This is a genomic window from Pantoea sp. X-Soil-TKNS-1207 (assembly GCF_059730485.1).
Genome location: NZ_AP035958.1, coordinates 650945 through 677543, shown reverse-complemented (window position 1 = coordinate 677543; position 26599 = coordinate 650945). Strand labels below are relative to the sequence as shown.

Below are 26599 nucleotides of genomic sequence, written 5' to 3'. Positions count from 1 at the left end.
CTTATCGCGCAGGTTTTTGCTGACGGCGCTGAGATGCGTGACAAATCGCGCCGTTACAGGACAGGTACGTTTTGCTCAACAAATTTACTGCCGTCAGATAGCATCTTCCGGCAGGTTCAGGTCACGCCCACGCGTTTCCGGCGCCACAAAGGTGGTGAGGAAACCGATGGTCGCCATCACGGAGAAATAGACGGCAATCGCCCACCAGTGGCCGGTATACGACAGCAGCGCCGCCGCCACTAAAGGCGCAGTGCCTCCTGAAAGCATAGACCCCAGCTCTTTCGCCACCGCCATCTTGGTGTAACGATGTTTTACGCCAAACAATTCCACGCCCCACGCCGCCTGCACGCCATAGATGCCGAGCGAGGCCAGCGCCATCCCCACCACAATCACCGGAATAACGATCGCCGGCTCACGGCTGTCCAGCAGATGGAAAGCGGGCCACGCATAGAACATCAGCAGCAGGCAGAAGACACGATAAGTGATGCGACGGCCGAAACGATCGGAGAGCCAGCCGGCGAAAGGAATAATCAGGAAGCCCAGCAGGGAGGCGATAAACACCGCAGTGGTGGGTACCGATTTGTCCACCATCAGCACTTTCGCCACGTAACCGACGATAAAGCCCTGCGCCAGATAGGAAGGACCGTTTTCGCCGATACGCAGGCCTATCATGGTCCAGAAAGAACGGCTGCGCTGCCAGAAGCTACGGTTATCAACCTCGGCTGGCTGGCTCGCCAGCGTGGCGTGACGTTCCGCCTGCAATACGGCTTGCTGACGTTCAAACACCGGGGTTTCGCGCAGATGACGGCGGAGCCACAAGGCGACCAGCGCAATCAGCACGCTGCTGAGGAACGGAATACGCCAGCCCCAGGCCAGCAGGCTTTGCTGGTCCATCTGCACCACCGCCAGCCAGACCAGCGAGGCGATCAGCGTGCCGCTGTTGGAACCGAGCGCAATCACTGACGAAACCAGCCCACGACGTTCAACTGGCGCATATTCGCCCAGCATCACCGTCCCGCCGGACAGCTCCGCCCCCGCGCCCAGCCCCTGGGTAAAACGCAGCAGCACCAGACACGCCGGCGCCCACACGCCGATGGTGGCGTAGGAAGGAATCAGACCAATCAGCGTGGTGGAAGCGCCCATCAGGATGATGGTGGTGATCATCACCACCTTGCGTCCTTTACGGTCGCCTATCCAGCCAAACAGCAGCGCACCAATCGGACGGGCAATAAAGCCCACCGACCAGGTGGCGAAACTGGACATCAGCGCCATAGTCGGGCTGGCTTCGGGGAAGAAGACATCGCCAAAAATGATACCGGCCGCCAGGCCATAGAGCGCGAAATCCGCGTACTCCATTGCCGTGCCCAGCCAGCAGGATAAGGTGGCGCGCCAGAAATCTTTGCGGCCGGAGGAGGTTTCGAGCCGCGCATCGGCAGCCGAAGAAGAAGACAGTGCGCGTTGTTGCGAAACGGATTGATGTACCGTCATAACCATTTCCCTGATAGATGAAGATCGATCAAACAAACGCCCTTCCGTGGGTAGGTTCCCTTGCAACAAGCGGAACGCCACGGTGGCGACGTAGAGTGGGCATACCTGGATGAAAGTTCAGTAAAGGATTCCCTGGTGTTGGAATTCTTCTATTCGCCGGACTTCGCCGATGTTTTTTCCATCGGTCGCATTAATAGGGCAAATGTAACTGCGTCATCTCAAGGCCAACTTCGTCTCTGGCACCGTGAGCTATCACTGTGCGCACAGTCTATCTACGCGCGTAGATAAATCAAGTGATCTGAGCAAAAATAATTAATTTATCTTTACTATCATTCAGAGATTAGCGATAAAAATGGCGGCAATTCATGACATTACACTCAGTGCCCGTGTACAAAATAGCATCCCTGACGGGTGTAATTAACGATTTTTGCTTATCATTAACGAGGTGGCGGCTGAACCTGCATCGCGCTTCTTGTCGCATATTTCAGTTAAGTTTTGATGACAGATGCGAATTTGTCCTAAATCCTACCGGCCTGGCTGGTTCCACGGCCATCTGCATTACACTGGAGAAAATATTCAGGAGCGTTATGACCATCATCCTTATGCGACACGGCAAACCCGATCATCCGGTAAGCGGGCGCTTCACGGCGCGGGCGCTGGCCGACTGGTGCGAAGGTTACGACCAGGCGGATATCTGCGATTCACCGCCGCCCCGCAGCGCAGCGATTGCGCGCCTGGCCAGTGTGATCGCCTCCAGCCCGCTGCCGCGCGCCCGCTCATCACTGGCGCGATTAGGATTGCAGCCTGATGCGGTGGATGCGTTGTTCAGCGAAGTGGCGATTCCTCATCTGCCGTTTGAACGGCTGCATCTGCCGCTTAACGTCTGGCTGGCGCTACTGCGCCTGCTGTGGTTGTGCGGCTACGCAGGAAAAGTGGAATCGGTGCAACATGCGCGCCAGCGTGCGCAGCAGGCCGCCGACAAACTGATTGTGCTGTCGAACAGCGGCACCGTGTTGCTGGTCGGTCACGGCATCATGAATAAACTGATCGCCCGTGAGCTGCGCAAACGTGGCTGGCAGGCCGAAAAGCACGCCAGCAGCCGCCACTGGAGCAGCGCCATCTATCATCGGCCCTTTATCTAGCCGCTGAGAGTGAAGTAGCTCAGCACTTCACAGCCGGTACCGGCCTGTGGCGTGGCAATCACCTTCATCTGCGCCAAATCGATCACGCTCAGCGAGCCATCGCCCTCATTGGCGATCAGCAGCGTGCGATTATCGTCGCTGAAGCAGCCATCCATCGGCTTATTTCCCACCGCAATGTCGCCCAGCGGATTGAGCAGATCGTCAAACAGGGTGATTACCGCCTCGTGATCGCCAATCGCCACCAGCCGCTCACCGTTAGCGCTGAAGCGCACTACCTGGCATGGCTGCTGATGTCCCGGCAGCCGCAGCCGCTGACGGATGCGATGGCTCTGGCGATCCACCACATACAGCAGCGGTACATCAGCCGCGCTGGCGACCAGATAGGGATGTTTCGGCGATGCCGCGATACCGGCAATCGGACCGGGCAGCAGAATGGTATCGATGACCCGCCCTTCTGCCTCGCACAGATCGACCACCGTAATGCTGGCGTCCTCTTCGTTGTCGGTAAACAGCTTACGTCCGCTGGGGGAGAGCGCCAGCCGGTGTGCGTTATGCGAGGGTAGCGCGATGGTTTTCTCCAGCCGATCGCTGGCAGGATCAATCACCGCCACCGCCGCGCTGTTTTCACAGCAGAGATAGACTTTGCCGTCGCGCCCCAGCTGGCCGCTGTGCGGCGACTGCAACGGCGAGAGATCGATAAAGCCGCTGATGGCGCGCTGACGCAGGTCAATCACCGCCACTTTGTGGCCGGGATGAGGGTTGTCGCCGTGGACGCCATCGCCGTAAATCGGGACATAGGCCTTCTCCCATTGTGGCAGCATCAGTAATTCGTGCGGACGCGGTGGAAAAGCATTCAGCTCCTGCTCCACGGCAAAGGTATCCGGGTTAAGAAACAGCACGCGATTGCCCTGCTTGTCGACCGCCAGTAATCCATGGTGGTGTGGCTGCATAGCTTCTCCTTTTTTTAACATCTGCCTTTAAGCGTAGCTAACCTGCATCGGCGGTGGGCCAGGCCAGTGAAAAATACAGTCTCGTTAACCGGTGTATTGAAGCGCATTTTTTAACCCACGCCACGCTCTGCCACCCCCGGATGTTATTTTATTAGGAATAGTCTTAAAGCGGATAAATTAAAAAATCAGCCTCACATTAATTAATTCCACGATAACTTTAACGCCGTCGGCTCATTCATTTTCCGGTTTATCTGAAAGAGAAAGAAAATGATAGCCTCGCGCGCAGGAATGTTTTATTAAGCAAGGGTGAGTCTTTTACACACAGCCGTGAGGAAACAAGAAGCGCGCCCACGCGCCAGCATCAGGGAATCCACTACCGTATAATCACAATAATCAGGTGCACCATGACAAAAAAACGCCTACACACTGCCCGTATGCTGTGGCACAACTGGCAAAAAATTTCTTTTACCAGTCAGATGTTATGGCAAAAAAGGCAGCAAAATACCGTAACCGCGCCGGAATACGATCCCAGCGAAGAGGATAATGTGGTGTTAATTTCCGCGCAGAAAGATCTGCCGGAAATTCCAAAAATAGTCTGGATGTATTGGGACGATGAATATTTACCAAAATCAATGCTGTTAAATATTCAAAAAATTCGCAAAGATAATCCCGATCATCAGGTGCATCTGTTAAATCGCCAGACCGTCAATGAAGTACTGCCGGATTTTATATTTACCTCTGCCGAATTAAGCCTGAAACAAAAAAGCGAAGCCATTCGTCTGGAATTATTGTTGCGCTACGGTGGCATCGCCATTGATTGCAGCACCCTGCTGTTTGAAGATCTCAGCTGGGTGCACCGGGTACATCAGGAACGGCGCATGGATGTGATTGGTTACTATTGTGAAGTGTCGACCCTGAATTTTCTGTCGCCGGTGATGGAAAACTGGTTCCTCGCCGCCCCACCCAATAATCCCTATATCCGCGAGTGGCAAAAGCATTATGCGCCGATCAAACATCTCGGCGAGCAGCGCTATTTCCACGACATGGCACAGCGCGATGATTATCCGCTGCTGATGCAGAAAATCCCCCAGCCGGAACAGCAATTGTGCACGCTGGCACAGCAGGCAGCCATGCGCGAATATCGTCGGGCGAATGTCTATTTGCGCAAAGGGGAAGCCAATGCGTTTTTTTATCAGCGCCTGAGCGGCTGGAACAGCGCGGCTTTTGCCCGTGCGGTGTTATTCCATCAGCGCCCGCACACCCCGCCGCCGGTGATTAAGCTGAGCGGCAACGAGCGCCTGCACCTCGACTTCAACCTGCGCCTCGGCAACTACAACCGCACCAGCCTGCTGGGAGAGATGATGCAGCCGCACGCGCCGGTGGCGCTGGCATCACCCTCAACCATCAACAAAGCGCGCGCGTAGCCAGTGAATAAAGGTGGTGACCGCCCGCGGCACCTGGGCCGCATAAGGGCGCACCACCCATAATCGCTCGGCAAAAGCCTCCACCGACTGCCACTGCGGCAGCACCTGCTGCAACGTTCCCGCCGCCAGCGCCGCGCTGGCACTGAAATCCGGCAGCATGGCGATACCCAGCCCTTGCAGCGCCGCATCACGAATTGATTCGCTGTTGTTGGTGGCAAAATTCCCCTGAATCTTCACCTGCACCGTTTCACTGCTGTCGCTTAGCTGACGAAAGCGCCACTGTGGCGATTCCAGCCCACGCGGATAATACAGGCAGTTATGCTGCGGCAAATCCTGCGGCGTTTGCGGGGTGCCGCTCTGCGCCAGATAAGCGGGGGAAGCCACCAGCAGGGTGTGAGTTTCGCACAGCGGCAGCGCAACGTGAGTTTCCGGCAGCACCTGGCTGTGGCGAATCGCCAGATCAAAACCTTCGCTGCCGAGCGAGACCAGCCGGTCGGTCACATCCAGTTGCAGGCGTACCTGTGGGTATTCACGCAGAAAATCACCGATGATCGGCACCAGCTGCTGACGGGCAAACGCCACCGGCGCGCTGACGCGCACCATTCCGCGTACCGGGCCTGCCTCATCACGCACGCTGAAAAAACTCTGAGCGATGCGCGCAAAGGGATCGCGTAGCTCATCCACCAGTTTTTCTCCGGCAGAGGTGAGGCGGACGCTGCGCGTGGTGCGCTGCACCAGCGAGACTCCGGCCATCTCTTCCAGCTCTTTAATTTTTTGACTCATCGCCGCTTTGCTGACGTCCAGCCGTTCAGCTGCGCGGGTAAAACTGCCGAGTTCAGCCAGCACCGTTAGCCAGTGCAGGTGCACCCAGAGGGCATCGGTTTTGATTTCTTTCATGATGATTGTTCAAAATAATAAATAATCATTTCAGGCAGCGCGCTTTTTCTTTGCAGCGGCACGCGGCAGCATAGAGCCACATCATAATATTTCCATGTGAGCAAAAACGAGGGTTTATTTATGCCGTTACTGCAATTTGACGTGATTCAGGGCCGTTCTGAATCAGAATTACGCACCCTGCTGGATGCAGCCCACCGCGCGGTATTAACCGCCTTTAAGGTTCCCGCGCGCGATCGTTATCAGATTGTTCACGAAAATAAAAGATACCAGATGGTCTTTCAGGACACCGGCCTGGGCTTCGAGCGCAGTGACAATCTTGTGATGGTGCGCGTTTACACCAGCCCAAGAAGTGAAGAACAGAAAATGTTGTTCATGGCAGAGTTAGCTCGCGAGTTGCAGGAAAACTGTGGCGTGCAGGGTAACGACCTGATGATCAGCTTTATTACAAACAGTAAGGGCGACTGGAGCTTTGCCGATGGCGAGGCGCAGTATCTGACTGGCAAACTCTGATCCTCTTTCCTGCCCCACCTCTGGCAGCAATCCCTTTGCTGCCAGCGTAAACCATAGCCCACCTAAACCCGCTATAAACGAATTCAAATCAGCCGCACAAATCTGACTGGTCATGTTGCAGCCATGTGACAGCCAATATAGATTGACGCAAAAACCCCCCAGAGGGTCGTTAGCGCAGGGATTGCGTTTCCAATTAGCCTGAGGATCTGACCTTGTCCGAACTAGCATCGGTTGTACTTTTTTTGGCTGCGATCGCAGTCTATTCCTGGAAAGCCGGGCGAAATAAATTCTGGTTTACGTTGATTTTATTGCTCCTTACGCTGTTTATCGTGCTGAACATCACCCTGTTCGCCAGCAACTATTTTACCGGCGACGGCATCAATGACGCGGTGCTATATACCCTGACCAACAGCCTGACCGGCGCTGGCATCAGCAAATACGTGGTGCCTGCTATCGGGGTAATCATTGGCTTATTTTTGCTGTTCTGCCTGCTCACCTGGCTACTGCGCCATCGCAAACAACAGCACCAGCTTGGCTGGAGCCTGCTGGCGATCGCCTGTGCCGCCGGATCGGTACAAACCACCCCGGCATTCCGTCAGGTAAAAGATTTGATCGCCTCCCACAATCGCCAGGCCGATTCCGACTTCGAAACCTACTACAAAACGCCAAAATCGGTGATTGCCGAACCGAAGCTCAATCTGGTCTATATCTATGGCGAAAGTCTGGAACGCACCTATTTCAATGAACAAACCTTTCCTGGCCTGGCGCCCGAGCTGAGCCGCGAAAAAGATCAAAGCCTCGATTTCAGCAACACCGAGCAGCTGCCAGGCACCGATTACACCATCGCCGGGATGGTCGGTTCGCAGTGCGGCATCCCGCTGTTTGCCCCCTTCCAGGATAACGCCTCAGCGGCGCTTTCCAGCTTCTTCCCGCAGAATATCTGCCTGGGCGATATCCTGAAAAACTCCGGCTATGAAAACTGGTTTATTCAGGGGGCCGATCTGCGCTTTGCCGGTAAAGACACGTTCCTGAAATCACACGGTTTTGACCCGGCGCATATGTATGGCTCGCAGGAGCTGAAAGAACGGGTGGCTGACCCTGACTACCGTAACAACTGGGGTTACTACGATGACACTGTGATGGATGAAGTGTTTAAGAAGTATGAGGAGCTGTCGCGTCAGCAAAAACGCTTCGCGCTGTTTACCCTCACCGTCGATACCCATCACCCGGATGGCTTTATTTCCCGTACCTGTCAGCACAAAAGCTACAGCTATGATGGCAAGCCGAATCAGTCGTTCAGCGCCGTGGCCTGTTCGCAGGAGCATGTGGCGCGACTGATTGCACGCATCAAAGCCTCGCCCTGGTTTAAGAACACCATCATTGTGGTGACCTCTGATCACCTGGCGATGAACAACACCGCGCATCAGTATCTGATCCAGCAACCGCGCCATGACCTGTTTATGGTGATCCGTGGCGATCAGCCTGAGGCTAAAGTGATCGACGGCAAGCGCAGTACGCTGGATAACGGTGCCACGGTGCTGGATATTCTTGGCGGTGATAAGGCTATCGGCCTCGGTCGTAGCGGTCTCAGCTCCCCTTCGCTGTCGGCGCAGTTTGCCAACATGACGCAGAAGGTTCTGGCGTGGAAACCGGATATCATCCAGCTGTGGAACTTCCCCACTAAACTCAATGCGTTCACCATCGATCAACAGAAAAATACCTTCAGCTTCTCAGGCACTACGTTCAAGCTGCCTATCCTGTTCCGCGTGGGCGATAAACGCGTCGAGCCGCTGCCGGAAGGCGAGTATTCCGCGCCGCTGCGCTACCAGCTGGCGGATTTTACCGCCGCCGATAAATTCGTCTGGGTTGACCGCTGCTTCAAGATGGGTCGCCTGTGGCAACCTGCGCTGGCACTCTCCGGCGATCTTTGTTTAGCGACGGGACAGCTGGGCGGCCAGCCGGTGGTGACGCACATCGACAAGCCGGTATGGAAAGGCAAAGTCACCTTCCCGCAAACGGCGATCAGCGATGCGCAGTATCAGCACAACGAGCAGCAGATCCGCATCGAAGATAACGCCATTCGCTACAGCGCCGACAGCTTTATGCTTAACGTGCCCGGCGCACCGCAGAGCGTGAAAAGCTTTGCCGGTATCTCACGTCCGGAGCTGTGGGGACGCTGGTCCAACGCCAACCTCGCGCCTGAAGTGAATATTGAATATGTCGATGCGCTGCCTGGCCGGTTTGATGTGGTGATCACCGCACGCGCCTTTGGTCCGAATGCGCATCGGCCGATACCAGTGCGCGTGGGCGACCAGCAGCAGATACTGAATCTGGGGGATGATATCTCTACCACTACGCTGCATTTTACTAATCCCGCTGGCAGCCATAATTTAATTATCGCGCCGCCGGAACCGCAGCTGTCGAATGAAGGAAATATCATCGGCCAGGACCCACGCAAATTAGGTATCGGCATGGTGGATATTAAAATCGTTCCCCAACCGCAGAGCTAAGCGGAATTATGTCATTCCTGATAATGGGATGACATAATGTTTCAACTGCTATCAGAATATATATTTCGGATCATCGCGGTGCGCCCTGCACCGCGTTCCGGGGCCTGATACCAGATAGCATCTCTTTCCAGCGCTTATTTCCCCGCCATAATAAAACGCCAACGCTGATTATTTCCCGCCTCCCTCACCACAATTATTCCCCTGAATTACTATCACAACATTAAAATAATCATGGCACGCAATATGCTTATTTCCCCTGTCGCGACATCGAATAAACAAAGCTGAATGCTATTCAGCTAATACACATCACAGGGGCATTATATGGCGTCAAGTGGACTCAAACAGAAATTGGGGCTGGTCGATCTGTCGTTACTCGGCATTGGATCGATGATCGGCTCCGGCTGGCTGTATGCGGCGCTCAACAGCTCCGGTTACGCGGGGAGCCATACCGGCTGGGCGTGGGTATTAGGGGCGGTAATCGTGTTGCTGATTGGCCTGGTTTATGCGGAGCTTTCGTCAGCGATTCCGCGGGCGGGCGGCTTCGTGCGTTATCCTAACTACTCGCACGGTAATATCGTCGGCTTTGTGATTGGCGTCAGCTCGCTGCTGGCCTACACCAGCACCGCCGGGGTGGAAGTGGAAGCGGTACGTCAGTATGCGATTTACTGGTGGCCTGCGCTGGGCCACGCCGACGGCAGCCCAACCGGTCTCGGTTTTGTGGTGCAGATTGGACTGCTGGTGGCGTTTTTCCTGCTGAACTACTGGAGCGTCAGCTTTTTTGGCCGCGTTAATACTATCGTTACCACCTTTAAATTCATCGTGCCGCTGCTGACCATCGTCACGCTGCTGCTTTACTTCCACGCGCCAAACCTTGATGTGCCACCGGCCCCGCCGGGCGGCGCGCATGGCGTGTTCAGCTCACTGACCGGTGCCGGTATCGTCTTCGCCTATCTCGGTTTTCGTCAGGCGGTGGATTTTGCCAGTGAAGCGAAAAATCCGCAGCGCAACGTGCCGCTGGCGATTGGTATCGCCATTGCCGTTAGCTTCGTGATCTATCTGGCGCTGCAATATGCCTTTATGGGCGCCGTGCCAACGGATTTGCTGTCGCAGCATGGCTGGGCGGGCCTGAAGCAGGTGTTCCAGTCTCCCTATGCTGACCTGGCACGCAGCCTTGGCCTCACCTGGCTGATTAACCTGATCCTGATCGATGCGGTGATTTCACCTGCGGGGACCGGCAATATCTATCTGGCCGGCGCCGCGCGCGTGCTGTTTGCCTGGGCGCGTAATGGCCACCTGTTCAGGGTTTTCGGCGAGGTGGATGCAAAATCCGGGGTACCGCGCGGCGCGCTGTGGCTGTCGCTGATCCTCGCCATTGTCTGGACGCTGCCGTCAGAATTTCAGGTCTGGGGCGGTCTGATTGGCGCGGTGACCTCCGCGACCGTGTTCACCTATATGCCGGGTCCGGTGACCCTGGGTGCGTTCCGCAATCACCTGCCGGATATGCAGCGCCCGTTCCGTCTGCCGGTGGCCGCGCTTTTAAGCCCGCTGGCGTTTGTCGCCAGTACCCTGCTGATCTACTGGAGCGGCTGGTCGGTGAATGAAATCCTCATCCCAATCCTGATCGTTTCCTGGATTGGTTACGCGATATTTGGCAAGAAAAACAGTCAGTTCAGCCGCGATTTGCACTGTGCCTGGTGGCTGCTGGCTTACTACATCGCCGTGATGGTGATTTCGATGCTCGGCACCTACGGCGGCAGCGGCGCCATCAGCAGCCCGCTGGATATGATTCTCATCGTCGTCGCTGCTCTGGTCTGCTACTTCTGGGGCGTGAAAGCCAGCCTGTCGGTTCCGGCGATCACCGATGAAGAAGATGAAACCCCGTCATCCGATGATAAAATCAGCGGCAAATACGCGCACAATTAACCCTATCCAGCCTGCGCCCGCGCGCAGGCTGCCTTCCCGCCACATCCTCGTTACTTGTTGTACTAATTGATTTTTTTCGAGAGCGCGCGCAAAATGCACATGGTTGCGTAGCGTAATTATCACCCAATGAATAATATCCGCGTATTACGGGATAACATTCAGGGAGAACAAGGATGACACTGGCGATGATGAACACTCATAAGGCGTATAAATCCCTGCAACAGGCAGGCGTGGAAGATCGGCAGGCTGAGGTGCTGGTCGAAATTTTTGCCGAAATGCAGCAGGAACATTCGCTCACCAAAGCGGACCTGGCACAGGCGATGGAAGGTGTAGTACATGAACAACACGCACTCAATAAACGCGTCGACCGTTTAGAAGAACGCGTTGATCAGTTTGAGAGAAACGTTAATGAACGCTTTTCCCTGGTTGATAAGCGCTTCGAACAGATCGACAAGCGTTTTGAACAGGTCGACAACCGTTTCGATAAAATCGACGCGCGTTTCGACAAAATGGATACCCGCATCAACAACATCAATCTTGACATCATCGGCCTGAAGAAAGAGCTGCAATGGCTGAAGCGGGTAATGGTGGCGGCAACCGGTACCCTCATTCTCGCCGCCAGCAAATATATCTTTATCAGTTAACCCTGGCGCAGCGCATCCAGTCGGTTGCGCTGCATACCTTCGGCGTTAAAGTTGTCCGCCGCCAGCCAACGTTCAAAGCCCCGTTTTACCTGCGGCCACTCGCTATCAATAATGGAAAACCAGCAGGTATCGCGACTGCGGCCTTTATAGACAATGGCCTGACGAAATATCCCTTCAAACTGGAATCCAAGACGCAGTGCCGCGTTACGCGATGGCTGATTACAGCTGTCGCATTTCCACTCATAGCGGCGATAGCCGAGCTGCGCAAACGCATAACGCATCAGCAGAAAATGCGCTTCGGTAGCCATACGGGTTTGCTTCAGCAGCGGTGAAAACGCCACATGCCCGACCTCAAGCACACCATGTTTCGGTTCGATGCGCATCAGCGCCAGCGTACCCACGGCGCGGTTGCTTTGCAGATCGATTACCGCGAAATGGATCGGATCGCGCCCGTTCTCAATCTGGCGGGCATACGCCAGATAGGCAGCCTCATCGGCAAAGGGTTCCGCGAACATATAGGTCCAGTCACGCCCATCTCCCGCCTCGGCATAGGCGGCATAAAGCTCCCGCCCATGGCGTTCCGCGCTGAGTGGCTCAAGACGGCAATAAGTGCCGCTGAAGGTTTCCGCCTCAGGCCACGCGCGTGGTTGCCAGTCTGGCAGGGCAAAACCAATCGGTTGTCCGTATTCATTGCTGTTCTGAGACATCATTTTTCCTGTCGCTGGATAAGGTAGATATGCAGATTGCCACTTTGCTGGCTTGTTAAAAAGCGCCACAATCAGACTTATTGATAGATCCACGCGAGCGCATCATGCACGATTTCGACCTCAGCACCCTACTGCTGGCACCGCTGGCAGCCGATCAGACTATGACGCTGCAACAGCAGCTGTTCCAGCGTATTCGTCAGGCGATACTGACTGGCCAGCTGCCTGCGGGCGCACGCCTGCCCGCCACGCGCCAGCTGGCCGCTGAACTTCAGGTCTCGCGGAATACGGTGATTGCAGTATGGGCGCAGTTGCAGGCGGAAGGTTTTCTGGTCAGCGATCGTCAGGGCAGCCGCGTCAGCCCCATCGCGCAACTTCCCGAACATCCTGCGGCTGTCGGCAGCGGCAGCGAGCTTCGGCTGGCATCCCGTGTTGCGCAGCTGCGCTCCTCGCACCGCACCACCAGCCAGGAGATGGCGCTGCGGCCCGGCATTCCGGCGCTGTCGCACTTCCCACTCGCCCGGTGGCGGCGTGCCTTTAATCGCGTGATGCAGCATCAGCCCCAACAGCTGCTGGGCTATGGCGATCCCTTCGGCGAACGCACCCTGCGCGAAGCGCTGGCGCAGCATCTGGGCATGGCGCGCGGCGTGCGCTGCACCCCGGAACAAATTGTCATCACCGAAGGGGCGCAACAGGCGCTCTCCCTGTGCGTCCTGCTGCTGAGTAATCCCGGTGAGATCGGCTGGGTGGAAGAACCGGGCTATCGCGGTGCCAAAGCGGCGATGCGCGCGGGCGATATGCGTGTCGAACCGGTGGCTGTGGATGCTCAGGGGCTGGCGCCACAGCCGGAAGACTGGCAGCAGCGCCCGCCACGCCTGATCTATACCACCCCAACTCACCAGTATCCCACCGGCGTAGTGATGAGCGCGGCACGGCGGCTGGCATTGCTGGCTGCGGCACGCGAGCATCAGGCGTGGATCATCGAAGACGACTACGACAGTGATTTCCGCTATAGCGGCGAACCCATTGCGGCGATGCAGGGCATGGCACAGCACACGCCGGTGATTTACGTCGGGTCGTTCAGTAAAACCCTGTTCCCGGCGCTGCGCCTCGGTTTTATGGTGCTGCCGCCACAGCTGCTGCCGCCGCTGCGTCCGGCGTTGCAGGAGCTGCTGCGCGGCGGTAATCGCCCCGAGCAGCAGGCGCTGGCGCATTTTCTGCGCAGCGGAGATTTCAGCCGCCACCTGAGCAAAATGCGGCGTTTGTATCGTCAGCGTCAGGCCACCTTACGCGCGGCGCTGGTGCAGGCCTTTGGCGCGCAGCTGTCACTGCTGGGGGGAGAATGTGGTATGCATCTGGTGATGCAGCTGCCGCCGCCAGTGCAGGATATCGCGCTGGTCGATCGACTGATTCAGGCCGGGTATGCGCCAGGCGCGCTATCGGGTTTCTATCTGGGCGAGGAGAAACAACAAGGGCTGGTGCTGGGGTATGGCAACACCAGCACCAGTCAGATCGGCAGTGCAGTCACGCAGTTAGCGCGCTTGCTGATTAGCCTTTAAAGAAGATGTCACCGGATTTCGCCATCACGATTTTGCCGGTGTCATTGGTGATCAGGATGTAGTTGGCGTTGATATACGCCCAGTGGGTATTGTCCTGCGGCGCTGGCAGATGACGCGGCTGCCATTGGCTGATGATGTAGGATTTACCACGATACTCATCCGGCACCACATCGCCGACTTTGTACTCTTTGTAGTCGATGACGATAGTGGTCAGATCGTAGTTGTTCGGAGCGGCAGGCTGCGCTGCGGCGTTGTCCTGCGGCTGTGCCGGAGCGACTGCGGCCGGGGCGTCGGTAGCCGGGGTTTGTGCCTGCGCATCCGGTGCGGTTTGCTCAACCTGCGGCGGCGGCGGCACATTATCAGTTTGCTCGCCTTCGGCCAGCGCGGCGGGCGTCAGGCTTAATAAGCCCAGAAAAAGTCCTGCAGAAAGAAGTACGACGTGAGTCCTGCGCATGGTGATTTCCACTCTGGTTAACTATTAACTGTTCAATTTACTGACAAGTGCGGCACGCAGAAGGTTCCCCGGTAGGCTGACTACCGCGAACTGCGCGTCGAATTTCGCCGGACAGCATACAACAGCCGCTGCGTATTTCCGCTAAGCAAAATTGCAAGCAACCGTGTTGCATCAGGGCTGACGATCCTTCTGTGCCAAATCCATCAGCAGTGCAATGCCAAGGTAGTTGCTCCAGTTAAAGGCGTTTTGCAGCACCACAATGGCATTGCCGTTGCGCTTATCAAAACCAATAAAACTGGAGTAGCCGCCAATATAACCCACCTGATAGGTGATCAGTTGCTCACCGTCGCGATCGGTCACCCAGGCGATATTTTGCGACTGATTGCCATGCTGATCGTAACCGTTGCCGAGCAGCGCAAACGCCTGATTAATCGCGACATCGGGCGTATCCACCAGATGCGCCTGTAGGTAGCGGATCAAATCTCGCGCGTTGCTGTACAAACTGGCGGCCGCCACCATGTTGTGGTTAAAGTGCCAGTCCGGCGTCACTTGCCCGCGCGGGATCAACTTGGGTTGATCGCCCGCATGGCCGAGTGCGCGATAGGGAAAATTGCGCAGATGCGGCGCGTCAAAGCTGGTGCTGGTCATGCCCAGCGGCTCGAACAGGGTACGCTGCGCCAGGGTTGCAATGTTGTGGTGAAAACGATGTTGCAGGATATAGCCGAGCAGCGCATAGCCAAGATTGGAATATTGCGCACCGGGATGGGCAGGCGCGCGGAAATCAGCCAGATAACCCAGTACCGCATCGCTATCCAGATTGCCGTAAAAGTTCTCTCCACTGGAGAGATAGCGCATGAACTTGATAAACATCGCTAAATCCATGTCCTGACGCGGCAGCCCTGAGGTGTGAGTCACCAGTTGCAGCAGCGTTATACGGCGGGCATCGGCGCTGAGCGGCACCGATGCGGGCAGCAGGGTTGCCAGCGTATCGTTCCAGTGCAGCTCACCGCGATTCACCAGCTGGATGATCACCTCGGCGGTCACGCCTTTACTCAGCGATCCCAGCGCAAACAGCGTATCGGGGGTTATCGGATAACGATGCACCGCATCAGTCACGCCAAAGCTGTAGAACTGCGGGGCGCCGCGCTGGTGAATAATGGCGATGCTGATGCCTGAAACCTGCTTCTGCTGCATGTAATGCCGCACGATGTCATCAACATTTTCATGGAAGGAAGCATGGGAGAGATAAACGCTATCCTCCACCGGAGCCGAGGTTTGCGACAGGGTGCCGCAGGCGCTGAGCAGAAAAACAGCCGCCACCAGCCCGAGCAGTCGTGAGAAGCAGGCGCAGATTCTGAGCCGCATCACGCGACCATCTCAGGTTCAAAAATGCACATCAACGTTATTTATTAATTTAAATTAATGAGTTACGCGGGCGCTGCCGCAGAAGAATGTGGCGAAATATAACACAGAAGCGCCGGATCGCCACCCGCCGAGTGCAGGTGGCGGCAGGAATTATTGATGTACCGGAATCACCGATCCTTTGTACTGCTGCTCGATAAAGTCAGCTGTTTGTTTTGACTCAAGATCCTGCGCCAGTTCGAGGATACGCGGGTCATGCGCCAGCTTTGGCGTAGTGACCAGCACGTTGGCGTAGGGGTTGCCCTTCGCCTGTTCCAGCGCCAGCGCATCCTTTGACGGCACCAGTCCGGCCTGCAACGCATAGTTGCCGTTGATGATCGCCAGGGTGGCGTCATCCAGCGCGCGAGGCAGCTGCGGCGCTTCGATCTCAATAATCTTCAGATGATGGGGATTGCTGCTGATGTCAGCGGTAGTCACCAGCGTACTGGCGCTGTCGCTTTTCAGGGTAATCAGCCCATGAGCCTGCAACAGATACAGCGCACGGCTCAGATTGGTGACGTTATTTGGCACCGCCACCTGCGCGCCATCCGGCACCGCTTTCAACGATGTGATTTTGTGCGAATAAATCCCCAGCGGCTCAATATGCACCGTGGCCACCACGGCAAATTTCTCGCCCAGCGCTTTTTCCTGATCGCGCAGATAAGGCACATGCTGGAAATAGTTGGCATCAACGTCGCCACGCGCCAGCAGTTCGTTGGCATTGAGGTTGCCGTTCAGTTCAATCACCTGCAAATCGAGCTTTTTGTCGCTCTGTTTGATGTGGTTGAGAATTTCGCTGTGCGGCACCGGATCGGCGGCCACGCGCAACGCCGCTGCCGCCGCGTAGGTATTGACCACAGAAAATAAAACCAGCGCTGCTATCACCTTTTTATGCATAGGTTTTCCTTACTTTTTTATGATTTAACGGTATTAAGTGCATCGGCGTAATAACGCTGCGCCACATCGCGATGTGATCGCAGACGTCCTTTCAGGTAATTCCAGCCAACGTCACGAATCAATGGGTTAGCCGGATCGCTGGTCGGCCCCCGCGCTTCGGCTGCCAGCCCTGCCGGTAACTGATACAGCGGCACCTGTGCGTCCAGCTGAGCGCCGAGGAAAAAGGCGATGGAGATACGCTCTTTGCGCGCCGGCGGTGAGATCACGCGATGCACGGTGGCGCGCAGATAACCGTTGGTGGCCAGCTCCAGCAGCTCGCCGATATTCACCACAAAAGCACCAGGTTTGGGTACGGCATCCACCCAGTTGCCGGGTGTCACCTCCACCTGCAAACCGGGCTGATCGTCCTGCAACAGGAAAGTGAGGAAGCCGGAGTCCTTATGCGCGCCAACGCCCTGCTGGCTCTCATGAGCGGCCTGGCCCGGATAGCGAATCAGCTTTACGTGCTCGTTGGGATAGGTGCCGTACAGCGCATCAAAGGCATCGGCGGGCAACGATAACGATTTGGCAAAAGCCCGCAGCAGACGCAGCGCCACGCCGGTCATCGCCTGCTGCCAGGCATGGATCACCGGACGCAGCTGCGGCAGCGCCTGCGGCCACAGGTTCGGCCCCTGCATACGTTTCCATGCCGGATCGCCCGGCAATAGCGTCAGCGCAGCGCGTTCGGCGCCGATATCAAACTGCTCACGCTGGTCGCGCTGTTCACGGGTGTATTCCACCCCGGCCCGGTTGTAGCCGCGAAAGTGTGGCGAGTGGATCATCGACACGCGCTGCTTCTCCGCGTCTGGCAACGCGAAAAAAGCACGCGTGATGCTTTGTACATTTTGCAGCAGCTGCGCGTTGATGCCGTGATTGACCAGATAGAAGAAACCGACATCGCGCGCGGTTTCCCGCAGCGCGGTCAGGTGTTCCGCCTGTTCGTCTGCCGGTAATTCCAGCAGCGCCAAATCCAGTACCGGCAAGGTGCTTGCGCCCATGATATTTGCGTCCTTTATGCAGCGAGTTTCTGTGTTTACGCTGACATTGGTCGCGGATCAGGGCCAATAATGTTGGGAAATATGTTATGGGAAATAATTTTTAGGACAGGTTCGGCAATGGATAGCTGAAAAATGGCAAAGCCATTGCCGATGATTTTAATCAGCGCTCATCCACCCCCGCCATATTCTCCAGCGAACAGGCGATCGCTTTAAGCTGGTCCGATTTAAAGCGGAACTCAGCCACCGCGTCTTCTTTCATTTCGGTGGTGAGATAATAAATATCATCGAGATTCGCTATCACATTCAGCCTGACGACGGCGTCATTGTGGTAAGAGTGAATAAATCGCGCCGGCACCTGACTTAACAGAACGTCCTTTTTCAGGTAGCACTGAGTTTTAAATCCCAGCCCGGCTATATCGGCAATTTTGCCCGAGATCACCTGCGAGAACGGAAACGTAAATAGCAAGAACAGGCAGAGGGCGAAACAACCGCACAGGAATAGCGATCCCTGATGCGTCGGCTTCTTCAGCGAGAGAATTAAGGGCAGCACCGTCAGAATAAAGTAGCCAGACACCATGCACAACACGCCCGTCAGGACCGAGACGCCATGCAGCTTTTGTTCAAACAACGTCGCCAGAATCGCCATCGCCAGCATAAAGAAAAACACCGGGGCGATCAGCGTCAGCAGGCAGTAGACGCTATGAAAAAGGTGACGCCAGCGCTGTGGGTTATCGGCCCGGCGATAAGTACCAAAGAAAATATACAGAAACAGCAAAATAACTGCCGCCGCAGCCACCCATGATACGGCTTTACCATTCGGCAAGAGGAAAATAAATCCCCATAATGACATCAGGATACTTAACGCCAGAATCGCGATTTTTCTGTGGCGTCGAATCAGGGGAAATTTAGATTTCTGAATAAGATTACGCACCACAAAACGCGCTTCAATATGCTGTACAAACATCACCGCGATAACCACCATCGCCATAACGATAATCAGAAAGAATGACAAAGTACCAAAGGTGATCACCACATTACTTTTTACCAGATCGATAAACCGAATGCCGTAAGTCCGCGCAAAGGAGAAGAGTTGCCATGCGCCATACAGCGTTGAGACGAAGATAACGACCGGAATAAGTTTACCGATAATATCGAGATACTCTTTAAAGGTTTCGTAACCACGGCTGGGCTTATTATCTTCCCGCTTTTTATCCATATTCTTTTCCCTAAGAGACGAAGTAATCTGTGTCAGTGCGCAGCCTCAAAACTAATCATCCTGATCGGGTGTGTCAAATCTCGCCCGCCCTGTCACACCCCCCTTCTTCCGGCTATAATCCCGCGTTATCGACTTTGGGCAGCTTGCCCGCCAATAAGCACACACCGCAGGAGACGCCGTATGAACCAGGGCCCGTTAACCGAAAAAGAGCTGAACTGGCTTGAAGAGATGCTGGAGAAATACGGCAACGAACACTCCGTCGTCGATGTTGCCGAACTCGATGGGATGCTGACGGCGCTGCTCTCTGGCCCGAATGACATCGAACCGAGCGAGTGGCTGGTGGCGATGTGGGGCGGCCAGAAATTCATTCCGAAATGGTCCAGTGAACGCGAAATGGACCGCTTTATGACCCTGACCTTCCAGCATATGAATGATATCGCCGAGCGTCTGAGTGAATTCCCGGAGCAGTTTGATCCGCTGTTTGGCACCCAGGAGATGGAAGGCCAGGAGTTCACCGTGGTGGAAGAGTGGTGCTTCGGTTATATGCGCGGTATCGCGCTGGATGACTGGTCGGCGCTGCCGGAAGCGCAGCAACCGGCGCTGGATGCCATTGCCCTGCACGGCAGCGAGGCGAATTTCGCCACGCTGGACGGCTTCACCCCGGAGCAGTTCGAAGCCAGCATCGAAGCGATTCGCCCTGCGGCTCTACAACTGCATGATTACTGGCAGGAACAGCGCCTGGCGCAGCCGGAACCGGAACCTCAGCTGCCCTACTTCGCGGGTGAGAAGGTTGGCCGCAACGATCCCTGCCCCTGTGGCAGCGGCAAAAAGTACAAGCAGTGCTGCATGAAATAAGGACGAAGAAGGTGCGCTGAGCGCACCTTTTTTATTTGGCGGGTTTCACATCCGTCACCAGCGTCGGCAACTGCCACGGCCCACCTGCGCGGATGGCGCGACACATGCCGGTGGTGGCTTCGCTGCTCTGCTGGAAATCTTTGCCATCCCACACCCAGTCGGCGGTGCTCCAGCAATCGCCGATGCCGCGCCCTTTCTGCGCCAGCGAAATTACGCCTTCGCTGTAATCCGAAGCGGAATCCGTGATCAACTCCGGCTTCTGCTGCAATCGCTTATCCATCAGCCAGTAGCCATAACCTTCGTTGTAGGCCCCGCGCCAGCATAGCGCGGAAATCAGCACATGCCTGCTGTCTACCGGCGTCAGGGTAATGGGTTCGGCACCCTCTTCCGGCTGGTCGTCGGAGGGCTGCAATGTGTCGCAGCTGTCATCGTCGGTGAGTGAGGCAATCAGCTGCGGTTTGACCGAAGCCAGCTCCTGCGCGCTTAACGGACGTGGCTGGGCGTCTGCGACTTTAACCTGCTGAATGATCGGCGGAACAACCGCCGCCAGTACGCTGCTCTCCGGCTTGTCGCCTTTTCTGATCAGCGCGCCCGGCGTATCGGGACGGCCCTGCGCCTCGTCCATCTTCAGCAAAGTGGCGAACGCGCCATTATCGGAAAGCTCGAAGGGTTCTTCACCGCCGCGAAACTCGACTTTGCCATTGCCTTTCACGGCGGCGATCACCGCCTGGGTCTGAGCGTCGGTTAAGCGCCATTCGTCGATATCGACTTTTTGCAGCTCACCCTGTTCTTCCTCATCGATCCACAACGACAGGACATCCACCGGCTTGGGATCTTCATCCATCGCGTCCGCCAGCACCACCCGGCCGCTTACGGCGGTATTCGGCCCCGCCTGGCGCGTCAGCAGTACCGATCCACCCGCGCCCTCTTCGGTGCTATAGCCCGCCGCGCGGCAGGTGAGTGTGTTATCGCACGCCAGTTCCCAGTCTTTATGGCTAAAGGAAACGCCGCTGTCGTCTGCCAGCAACGGCATACTGACGCTGCTCAGAAGCATAAACGCCAGCAGGTAGGGGGATTTCATGCCATCTCTCCTTAATGGTTAAGGCGGCTAGTTTGCGCAGTTTTTCGGGCGGGGAGAAGTGAATTTTTGGCGATTTTGTGGCTAAACCACCGCCATAATCTGCTGCCTCAGCCACTGATGCGCCGGATCGCGCTGCACGCGTTCGTGCCACAACATCAGAATCTCAAACCCTGGCACCGCAACCGGCGGAGCGATCACCTGCAACAGCGGCGATGATCGCACCAGCCGCTCCGGCAACACCGCCACCAAATCGCTATTCGCCAGCATCTCCAGCATAAAAAGAAAATGCGGCACCGACAGCACCACGCGGCGCGAACGGCCCAGCTGCGCCAGTGCGCTGTCGGTGGCGGCGCTGAAGCCACCGCCGTCGGGTGAAACGATAAGATGTTCCAGCTGGCAAAACTCATCGAGGGTAATTTTCGCGTGCAGCCGTGGATGATCAATACGCCCGGCCAGCACGTAACGTTCGGTGAATAATCTGCGCTGGTGCAGCGTCTGTGGCACGCGTTCGCCGGTATGAAAAACCACATCCAGCTCGCCCTTCTCCAGCTGTTGCGCCACCTGCGGCGGGTTAAGGCTGAATATCGCCACCCGACAATCTGGCGCTGCGACGCGTAAGTTGCTGATCGCAGGCAACATAACCGCAGAAGAGGTGTAATCGGTGGCGGCAATACGCCAGGTCAGCTGCGCCGTGGCCGGATTGAACGCCTGCGGTGGCGCAACGGCCTGTTGCAGCGATGCCAGCGCCAGCCGTAAAGGCTCCCGCAGCGCCGCGGCGCGCGCTGTCGGCAACATGCCGCGCGGCCCTGGCAGCAGCAGCGGATCGTCGAAAAGGGTACGCAGCCGCGCCAGCTGCGCGCTCACCGACGGCTGCGACAGATGCAGACGCCGCGCCGCACGCGTCACGTTCAGCTCCGTCAGCAGCACATCAAGGGTAAGAAGGAGATTTAAATCCAGGGTGCCGATATTCACTGTAACTATACCTTAAATAACAGTAATTGATTTCTACTATAGGTAGTCCTGCCGTAGCCTGCACCTGATTTCTTCCAACAGGATTACGCCATGAATGTATTGATTGTGTATGCCCATCCGGAAGCGCATTCGCTCAACGGATCGTTAAAAGATTTTAGCGTGCAGCATCTGCAAAACGCCGGTCATCAGGTACAGGTCTCCGATCTCTATGCCATGAACTGGAAAGCGCAGCTGGATGCCGCTGACACCCTTGCCCCACTGGTGGGTGCGCATTTTCAGGCTTCGCTGGATTCCAGATTTGCCTATGACCACCAGCAGCAGGCCGCTGACATCGCCGCCGAGCAGGAAAAATTGCGCTGGGCTGATGCAGTGATTTTTCAGTTTCCACTGTGGTGGTTTTCGATGCCCGCCATCCTGAAAGGCTGGTTTGACCGTGTCTACGCCTGTGGTTTTGCCTATGGCGTGGGTGAGCACAGCGAGGAGCGCTGGGGCGAGCGCTACGGAGAAGGCAATCTGGTGGGCAAACGGGCGATGTTAGTGGTCACCACCGGCGGCTGGGAATCGCACTTCAGCCCGCGCGGCATCAATGGCCCCATCGATGATCTGCTGTTCCCGATTCAGCACGGCATGTTGTTCTATCCTGGCTTCAGCGTGCTACCGCCGGTGGTGTTTTATCAGGTGCAGAAATCTGCCGAAACGCGTTACCGCAGCTGGTGCGATACGCTGGCGACACGACTGGATAGGCTGTGGCAGTGCGAGCCGATTGCCTTTCGTCGGCAGAATGGCGGTGATTATGTGATTCCGGCACTGACGCTGAAGGAAGAGATTGCACCCGGCGAAACCGGATATAGCGTGCATCGGCAGCGCTAACCGGCAATCGACTTATTCATATAACCAGCGCCCGGCCTTAGCGGATTCGATTAGCATCCCCAGCGTGAAATCCGGCACCACCGGCACTTCGCGTTTATTGAACGGATTCAGGATCGCGCTCAGGGAAGGCTCAGGCGGATAATAGGTCTCGATAGTAAATCCGTCGCGCGCCACATTAAATTCGGCAAAAAATTCGTCCATCAGCGCGGCGGCTTCTTCGTGTTCAAAGTTAAGATCGGTATCGATATCTATCTGTGGCGTCAGCAATTTTTGCTTAAACAGATATACGCCATCGTAACGACGGACCAGCTCATAGATACGCTGTTCGATTTCATCTGACATAACCTCTCCTCTCCTCGCGCGAATTGTGATGGGGCGGGCGGCTATTCTGCCACGTTATGAGCGAAACGTATCGATTAAGGCGCCGGGTGTCGCACGCAGGGTAAATGTGGTGCTCCCGACTGCGCAGGCAGCCGGGATTTTCGGTTATTTCAGTGGCAGATAGATGTCAGTGATGAGTTCATGTTCCGGTACATCATGAATGAAGTTCAGATAATGGAAGAACAGCGGAAAATCACGTAACTCTTCACCGCTGGCGGGCAGCCAGTCGCGATATAGCGAACGCGCGCTTTCCGTGAGCGCATCATGCGAACCATGATGACGCAGCACGGCGCAACGGCCACCGGGAATGATCGCATTGACCACGCCAAAGGGGTTCTCCTCCGCTATCGGCGATGTCACCGAGCCGCAGATATCAAAGCGGAACGTCTCCGCTGGCGTGGTGATGGGATCATGCGGGGCTACGCCGTAAGTCTGGCTACTGGCAATCGGCGACAATCCGCTGCTTTTACGCCATGCGATAAAACGCGCGGCCGTCTCCATAATGCGCTCCGGCTGGCCGTAATGGGACAGCATCGCCACCGGGGTGGTGGGAAAATCGTTAATTGCGACGGGCATACTCTCTCTCCGTTTTGGTTGCAGCGGCGGCATACGCTGGTGCCAGGTCACCCAGGCGGGCTGCTGACGAAATTCGCTCGGCGTCATCGCAAACACCTGTTTGAAAGCACGACTGAACGATTCGGCATGCTGAAACCCGGCATCCAGCGCTATGTCGATGATTTTCTCGGAGGGATTGAATGCCAGCCGATACGACGCGCGTTTCAGGCGCATCAGCTGAATGTAGCGTCCCGGCGTCATGCCACAGTACCCGCTAAATTGCCGGTGGAAGTGGTAAGGCGAAAAATGGGCGACTTCACTCAGTCGTTCCAGCAATAGCGCGTCATCGAGATGTTGATCGATATAATCGAACACCCTGTTGAAGCGCTGACGGTAGGTATCGGGTTTGTTGGCTGGCATAGCATTCTCCTTGCCGCTGACTATGCCTGAGCGCGAGAGGGGCTGGCCTGACGGATCTTGCGGAGTTGGAGGGGAATCAATCAAACGTTTTATTATGCCACGGGACTCCCATCCTCAAACCAGCACATCCAGGGCTGTTTGCCGGAAACAAGCATAAGCGTCTTCCCATGACACAGGAGCTTTACCAAACACCATTGGCGTGACGAACTGTTGATAACGCTGCTTATAGACAGGATTCCTTATTAGTTCCTCCAGCCCCATTTTTAACTCTTCAATGGGTGCTTCGCAGAAATGTGGATACTGATTACCGTAACGTTCAATATCCTGCTTAATACAATCCTGCACGAAGCGTTTTAATCGCGGAATATCCGCCCCTTTTTCTCTGACAATACAAAAGTTGTCGTAAATATGGCGCACCAGTGATTCGTCGATAGCCTGTTCCAGATTGCGCAAACCAGCCGCGGTTCTTCGCATCATCGAAACCAGCTTTTCAGCCTGGGTACTGCCAATCGTTGCACAGGGAAAAGCTGCCACGATTGCCCCCTTCTTTGTCAGAGCCGTTATCAGGGAGTAAACATCACGACATTCTGAGGCTTCAAGCAAATCCGTTTCCATCAGCTCGAGTTTGATAAATGGCCGCAAGCAGGGAGCTTGTGCGAACTCTTGCGGGTAACGCACTGGTATCTCAACATAACGATACTCATCACGAACAAGGCTGGGATAGTTCTCATCAAAACGAAACGTATCTGACGCTTTTATCGTTTCGCTAATAACCTGAATAATACTTTTACGGATATTCTTACGCTGGCTTCTGGAATATTGCTGAGTAAAACCAGCACAAGGAACCAGTTTGATATCGACATCCTCTGACATTCTGTTCAAGGATATCCCCGCTTTAGATAGCGCAGTCCCCCCAGCAAAAACCAGTTGATGAGTATCAAACGTCAATGGCTGAATCAAACGCAATAATTCAACGATATAATGGTCTTTCTCTACAATTGCGACGGATGCAATTCCCAATGCATCCGCCGCATCCGGAAATAAATTTGTTAAATCATCCATTTAATTTGCTATTCCCTACAGACAAAATTCTTTTGAACCGCGGAGAGGTTTTAATTTCCAGTGAAGCAGGAATCTGAGTGGACTTGCCACTATTGTAGTCATCTGCCGCGCCAACCAGCCGGTAATCGACTTTAAGCCGTTCCAGCGCCTCGATGACTACCGCAGCCGATCCACCAGGTGCCGCAGGCATTAATTTACCGGTGATCGCATTCTGGCGGGCTTTGGTGTAGACACCATAGCCGACTTTAAGCAACAGCCCTTCCTTCACCAGCTCGCGTAGTGCCCTGCCAACCTGATCGTAACCTGCCAGATCTTTGAAATCGTCACGGGTGAATACATAACGCTTTGAGCGTTTCAGTCGTGACTGAATAACGGCTTTTATCGTCATGCCATCCTCCTTTGAACATTTTTTCATCATAGCAAACATACGACAATTTTGACAGCAAACATACGACACAAGACATAGGCTCAGGCGTTATTCTTAGCATCCCGCAGCAATATAATCGCCGTTAGGACTGATCGGGATCACCGTGAGAAACAGCACGGTGGCAAAGAGGATCAAAACGATGCCGCCCGCAATTTTGGCGGCCGGAACCAGCCAGCTGAGATTTTCGTTGTCGCGGCTGAAGAAGGTGACGGTACGATTGCGCGCATAGCGCACCGCCAGCGACAGAGACAAAATCGACGCCGCAGTTCCCAGCGACATGGTCATCACCGCGGCAATGCCCCAGCTGACAATCCCCAGCGTATTCGAGAACAACAAAATCATTATCGCCCCGCTACAGGGCCTGGCTCCAATCGCCAGAATCACCCCCAGTCGGGTTTTCCAGTCACCCTGCGTCAGATCCGCACCCACGCCGTGATGCCCGCAGCCACATTGATCGGAATGGTGATGCAATGGTTTGAGTGAGGTGATGGACATGCTGCGTGGCCGCGCGTTTTTCAGCGTGTGATAGATAACAAATGCGCCGAAAACGCCAATCAGCAGCGCGCTGATTTTCTCCACATACCAGCGACTGATACTCAAATCGCCAGCGGCCAGGTTAAATCCCACCGCCAAAATATAGACGAACAGAATCGCGCTGATGCCCTGCATCAGGCTGCCGAGAAAAGGCACCACGCGTGCCGCCAGCTCGCTCTCTTTATTGGTGCTGAGGTAGGTAGTGATAATAAATTTACCGTGGCCCGGCCCTATCGCATGGAGCACACCGTAGATAAATGCGCCGACCAGCAGCCACAGTCCGCCGTTGTAATCGTGACTATTGAGTTGCAGCAGATGCGTTACCAGCCTGCGATGCAGCGAGATTTGCGTGGCGAGGCTCCACTGAAGAAATGCGCCCCAGTGAGCGTAAAGCGTGCCGCCGATAATCAACAACGTCAGGATTAATAATCCGGCGATGGGCAGGCGCCAGTCTCGGGTGAGGATTCGGGTTGTCACGGTTTTGCCTGGATAAATGACCAACAAGATGTCGGGAATGCTAGTACCACTTTGGAATGAATGCTATAGGGTTTTTGTTAGCAGTGATGGTGAGATAAGCGGGCTGAATTGCAGACATAAAAAAAAGCCGCTGTTTAGCGACTTTATTTTGCATGCAGGGCCTAATCTCTCCGATATTTAACCTGCCTCACAGGCAGCCAAACATACCG

25 protein-coding genes are annotated in these 26599 nt (G+C 55.6%); 9 read left to right on the top strand and 16 right to left on the bottom strand.

Annotation, left to right across the window (positions count from 1 at the left end; translation table 11 throughout):
- Positions 1-93 precede the first annotated feature (93 nt).
- Positions 94-1488, bottom strand: a complete 1395-nt coding sequence (locus AC6I8V_RS03030; RefSeq protein WP_497844456.1) for an MFS transporter — start codon at positions 1486-1488, stop codon at positions 94-96.
- 587 nt (positions 1489-2075) lie between these two features.
- Here AC6I8V_RS03030 and AC6I8V_RS03025 point away from each other — a divergent pair.
- Positions 2076-2630, top strand: a complete 555-nt coding sequence (locus tag AC6I8V_RS03025) for a histidine phosphatase family protein (RefSeq protein WP_497844455.1) — start codon at positions 2076-2078, stop codon at positions 2628-2630.
- On the opposite strand, the gene AC6I8V_RS03020 is transcribed toward AC6I8V_RS03025, so the two are convergent.
- On the bottom strand, positions 2627-3580 hold the full coding sequence (locus AC6I8V_RS03020; RefSeq protein ID WP_497844454.1) for a beta-propeller fold lactonase family protein: 954 nt from the start codon (positions 3578-3580) through the stop codon (positions 2627-2629). The two genes, AC6I8V_RS03025 and AC6I8V_RS03020, sit on opposite strands and share 4 nt — an antisense overlap.
- 404 nt (positions 3581-3984) lie before the next feature.
- Here AC6I8V_RS03020 and AC6I8V_RS03015 point away from each other — a divergent pair, with 404 nt between their 5' ends.
- Positions 3985-5004: a glycosyltransferase family 32 protein gene (locus tag AC6I8V_RS03015; protein WP_497844453.1), complete on the top strand. Its 1020-nt coding sequence runs from the start codon at positions 3985-3987 to the stop codon at positions 5002-5004.
- Here AC6I8V_RS03015 and AC6I8V_RS03010 read toward each other — a convergent pair.
- Positions 4978-5901 (bottom strand): LysR family transcriptional regulator, encoded by a 924-nt coding sequence (locus tag AC6I8V_RS03010; RefSeq protein WP_497844452.1) that lies wholly within the window; start codon positions 5899-5901, stop codon positions 4978-4980. The genes AC6I8V_RS03015 and AC6I8V_RS03010 overlap by 27 nt on opposite strands.
- Positions 5902-6021: 120 nt before the next feature.
- Here AC6I8V_RS03010 and AC6I8V_RS03005 point away from each other — a divergent pair, with 120 nt between their 5' ends.
- The 4 genes from AC6I8V_RS03005 (at position 6022) to AC6I8V_RS02990 (ending at position 11488) form a co-directional block, all read left to right on the top strand.
- Complete coding sequence (locus AC6I8V_RS03005; RefSeq protein ID WP_497844451.1) at positions 6022-6411, top strand: tautomerase family protein; 390 nt, start codon at positions 6022-6024, stop codon at positions 6409-6411.
- Between the two features lie 212 nt (positions 6412-6623).
- The gene (gene opgB, locus AC6I8V_RS03000) at positions 6624-8921 is read left to right on the top strand and encodes a phosphatidylglycerol--membrane-oligosaccharide glycerophosphotransferase (RefSeq protein WP_497844450.1); all 2298 of its coding nucleotides are present in this window, start codon (positions 6624-6626) and stop codon (positions 8919-8921) included.
- A gap of 321 nt (positions 8922-9242) precedes the next feature.
- The gene (locus tag AC6I8V_RS02995) at positions 9243-10844 is read left to right on the top strand and encodes an APC family permease (protein ID WP_497844449.1); all 1602 of its coding nucleotides are present in this window, start codon (positions 9243-9245) and stop codon (positions 10842-10844) included.
- A gap of 185 nt (positions 10845-11029) precedes the next feature.
- Positions 11030-11488, top strand: a complete 459-nt coding sequence (locus AC6I8V_RS02990) for a hypothetical protein (protein ID WP_497844448.1) — start codon at positions 11030-11032, stop codon at positions 11486-11488.
- On the opposite strand, the gene AC6I8V_RS02985 is transcribed toward AC6I8V_RS02990, so the two are convergent.
- Positions 11485-12195, bottom strand: a complete 711-nt coding sequence (locus AC6I8V_RS02985; RefSeq protein ID WP_497845751.1) for a GNAT family N-acetyltransferase — start codon at positions 12193-12195, stop codon at positions 11485-11487. The genes AC6I8V_RS02990 and AC6I8V_RS02985 overlap by 4 nt on opposite strands.
- Before the next feature lie 104 nt (positions 12196-12299).
- Here AC6I8V_RS02985 and pdxR point away from each other — a divergent pair, with 104 nt between their 5' ends.
- Complete coding sequence (gene pdxR, locus AC6I8V_RS02980; protein WP_497844447.1) at positions 12300-13751, top strand: MocR-like pyridoxine biosynthesis transcription factor PdxR; 1452 nt, start codon at positions 12300-12302, stop codon at positions 13749-13751.
- On the opposite strand, the gene AC6I8V_RS02975 is transcribed toward pdxR, so the two are convergent.
- The 5 genes from AC6I8V_RS02975 to AC6I8V_RS02955 form a co-directional block, all read right to left on the bottom strand.
- On the bottom strand, positions 13741-14205 hold the full coding sequence (locus AC6I8V_RS02975) for an RcnB family protein (RefSeq protein ID WP_497844446.1): 465 nt from the start codon (positions 14203-14205) through the stop codon (positions 13741-13743). The genes pdxR and AC6I8V_RS02975 overlap by 11 nt on opposite strands.
- Positions 14206-14376: 171 nt before the next feature.
- A complete protein-coding gene (locus AC6I8V_RS02970; RefSeq protein ID WP_497844445.1) occupies positions 14377-15570 on the bottom strand; it encodes a serine hydrolase domain-containing protein in 1194 nt (397 codons plus the stop codon).
- Between the two features lie 150 nt (positions 15571-15720).
- Positions 15721-16503: a MetQ/NlpA family ABC transporter substrate-binding protein gene (locus tag AC6I8V_RS02965; RefSeq protein WP_497844444.1), complete on the bottom strand. Its 783-nt coding sequence runs from the start codon at positions 16501-16503 to the stop codon at positions 15721-15723.
- A 17-nt stretch (positions 16504-16520) separates the two neighbouring features.
- Positions 16521-17540: an isopenicillin N synthase family dioxygenase gene (locus AC6I8V_RS02960; RefSeq protein WP_497844443.1), complete on the bottom strand. Its 1020-nt coding sequence runs from the start codon at positions 17538-17540 to the stop codon at positions 16521-16523.
- A gap of 160 nt (positions 17541-17700) precedes the next feature.
- Complete coding sequence (locus AC6I8V_RS02955) at positions 17701-18756, bottom strand: hypothetical protein (protein WP_497844442.1); 1056 nt, start codon at positions 18754-18756, stop codon at positions 17701-17703.
- Between the two features lie 180 nt (positions 18757-18936).
- On the opposite strand from AC6I8V_RS02955, the gene AC6I8V_RS02950 reads away from it, so the two are divergent.
- Positions 18937-19611 (top strand): YecA/YgfB family protein, encoded by a 675-nt coding sequence (locus AC6I8V_RS02950; protein WP_497844441.1) that lies wholly within the window; start codon positions 18937-18939, stop codon positions 19609-19611.
- A 31-nt stretch (positions 19612-19642) separates the two neighbouring features.
- Here AC6I8V_RS02950 and AC6I8V_RS02945 read toward each other — a convergent pair whose 3' ends face one another.
- A complete protein-coding gene (locus AC6I8V_RS02945) occupies positions 19643-20692 on the bottom strand; it encodes a DUF1176 domain-containing protein (protein WP_497844440.1) in 1050 nt (349 codons plus the stop codon).
- Between the two features lie 81 nt (positions 20693-20773).
- Complete coding sequence (locus AC6I8V_RS02940) at positions 20774-21664, bottom strand: LysR family transcriptional regulator (protein WP_497844439.1); 891 nt, start codon at positions 21662-21664, stop codon at positions 20774-20776.
- Positions 21665-21754: 90 nt separating this feature from the next.
- Between AC6I8V_RS02940 and AC6I8V_RS02935 the strand changes: the two genes are divergently transcribed.
- Positions 21755-22534: an NAD(P)H-dependent oxidoreductase gene (locus AC6I8V_RS02935; RefSeq protein ID WP_497844438.1), complete on the top strand. Its 780-nt coding sequence runs from the start codon at positions 21755-21757 to the stop codon at positions 22532-22534.
- Between the two features lie 12 nt (positions 22535-22546).
- On the opposite strand, the gene AC6I8V_RS02930 is transcribed toward AC6I8V_RS02935, so the two are convergent.
- The 5 genes from AC6I8V_RS02930 to AC6I8V_RS02910 all read right to left on the bottom strand — a co-directional run bounded on the left by AC6I8V_RS02930 (position 22547) and on the right by AC6I8V_RS02910 (position 26390).
- The gene (locus AC6I8V_RS02930) at positions 22547-22876 is read right to left on the bottom strand and encodes a DUF1493 family protein (RefSeq protein ID WP_497844437.1); all 330 of its coding nucleotides are present in this window, start codon (positions 22874-22876) and stop codon (positions 22547-22549) included.
- Positions 22877-23020: 144 nt separating this feature from the next.
- Positions 23021-23890, bottom strand: coding sequence for an AraC family transcriptional regulator (locus AC6I8V_RS02925; RefSeq protein ID WP_497844436.1), 870 nt, complete (start codon positions 23888-23890; stop codon positions 23021-23023).
- A gap of 114 nt (positions 23891-24004) precedes the next feature.
- Positions 24005-24952, bottom strand: a complete 948-nt coding sequence (locus tag AC6I8V_RS02920; RefSeq protein WP_497844435.1) for a nucleotidyl transferase AbiEii/AbiGii toxin family protein — start codon at positions 24950-24952, stop codon at positions 24005-24007.
- The gene (locus AC6I8V_RS02915) at positions 24945-25340 is read right to left on the bottom strand and encodes a DUF6088 family protein (protein ID WP_497844434.1); all 396 of its coding nucleotides are present in this window, start codon (positions 25338-25340) and stop codon (positions 24945-24947) included. Before AC6I8V_RS02915 ends, AC6I8V_RS02920 begins: the two co-directional genes overlap by 8 nt.
- Before the next feature lie 93 nt (positions 25341-25433).
- On the bottom strand, positions 25434-26390 hold the full coding sequence (locus AC6I8V_RS02910; protein WP_497844433.1) for a nickel/cobalt transporter: 957 nt from the start codon (positions 26388-26390) through the stop codon (positions 25434-25436).
- Positions 26391-26599 lie beyond the last annotated feature (209 nt).

Bases quoted from the DNA above. Each gene is read 5' to 3' on its own strand.
- AC6I8V_RS03030 (WP_497844456.1), bottom strand. From the start codon at position 1,488: ATGACGGTACATCAATCCGTTTCGCAACAACGCGCACTGTCTTCTTCT.
- AC6I8V_RS03025 (WP_497844455.1), top strand. From the start codon at position 2,076: ATGACCATCATCCTTATGCGACACGGCAAACCCGATCATCCGGTAAGC.
- AC6I8V_RS03020 (WP_497844454.1), bottom strand. From the start codon at position 3,580: ATGCAGCCACACCACCATGGATTACTGGCGGTCGACAAGCAGGGCAAT.
- AC6I8V_RS03015 (WP_497844453.1), top strand. From the start codon at position 3,985: ATGACAAAAAAACGCCTACACACTGCCCGTATGCTGTGGCACAACTGG.
- AC6I8V_RS03010 (WP_497844452.1), bottom strand. From the start codon at position 5,901: ATGAAAGAAATCAAAACCGATGCCCTCTGGGTGCACCTGCACTGGCTA.
- AC6I8V_RS03005 (WP_497844451.1), top strand. From the start codon at position 6,022: ATGCCGTTACTGCAATTTGACGTGATTCAGGGCCGTTCTGAATCAGAA.
- AC6I8V_RS02995 (WP_497844449.1), top strand. From the start codon at position 9,243: ATGGCGTCAAGTGGACTCAAACAGAAATTGGGGCTGGTCGATCTGTCG.
- AC6I8V_RS02990 (WP_497844448.1), top strand. From the start codon at position 11,030: ATGATGAACACTCATAAGGCGTATAAATCCCTGCAACAGGCAGGCGTG.
- AC6I8V_RS02985 (WP_497845751.1), bottom strand. From the start codon at position 12,195: ATGTCTCAGAACAGCAATGAATACGGACAACCGATTGGTTTTGCCCTG.
- pdxR (WP_497844447.1), top strand. From the start codon at position 12,300: ATGCACGATTTCGACCTCAGCACCCTACTGCTGGCACCGCTGGCAGCC.
- AC6I8V_RS02975 (WP_497844446.1), bottom strand. From the start codon at position 14,205: ATGCGCAGGACTCACGTCGTACTTCTTTCTGCAGGACTTTTTCTGGGC.
- AC6I8V_RS02970 (WP_497844445.1), bottom strand. From the start codon at position 15,570: ATGCGGCTCAGAATCTGCGCCTGCTTCTCACGACTGCTCGGGCTGGTG.
- AC6I8V_RS02965 (WP_497844444.1), bottom strand. From the start codon at position 16,503: ATGCATAAAAAGGTGATAGCAGCGCTGGTTTTATTTTCTGTGGTCAAT.
- AC6I8V_RS02960 (WP_497844443.1), bottom strand. From the start codon at position 17,540: ATGGGCGCAAGCACCTTGCCGGTACTGGATTTGGCGCTGCTGGAATTA.
- AC6I8V_RS02955 (WP_497844442.1), bottom strand. From the start codon at position 18,756: ATGGATAAAAAGCGGGAAGATAATAAGCCCAGCCGTGGTTACGAAACC.
- AC6I8V_RS02950 (WP_497844441.1), top strand. From the start codon at position 18,937: ATGAACCAGGGCCCGTTAACCGAAAAAGAGCTGAACTGGCTTGAAGAG.
- AC6I8V_RS02945 (WP_497844440.1), bottom strand. From the start codon at position 20,692: ATGAAATCCCCCTACCTGCTGGCGTTTATGCTTCTGAGCAGCGTCAGT.
- AC6I8V_RS02935 (WP_497844438.1), top strand. From the start codon at position 21,755: ATGAATGTATTGATTGTGTATGCCCATCCGGAAGCGCATTCGCTCAAC.
- AC6I8V_RS02930 (WP_497844437.1), bottom strand. From the start codon at position 22,876: ATGTCAGATGAAATCGAACAGCGTATCTATGAGCTGGTCCGTCGTTAC.
- AC6I8V_RS02925 (WP_497844436.1), bottom strand. From the start codon at position 23,890: ATGCCAGCCAACAAACCCGATACCTACCGTCAGCGCTTCAACAGGGTG.
- AC6I8V_RS02920 (WP_497844435.1), bottom strand. From the start codon at position 24,952: ATGGATGATTTAACAAATTTATTTCCGGATGCGGCGGATGCATTGGGA.
- AC6I8V_RS02915 (WP_497844434.1), bottom strand. From the start codon at position 25,340: ATGACGATAAAAGCCGTTATTCAGTCACGACTGAAACGCTCAAAGCGT.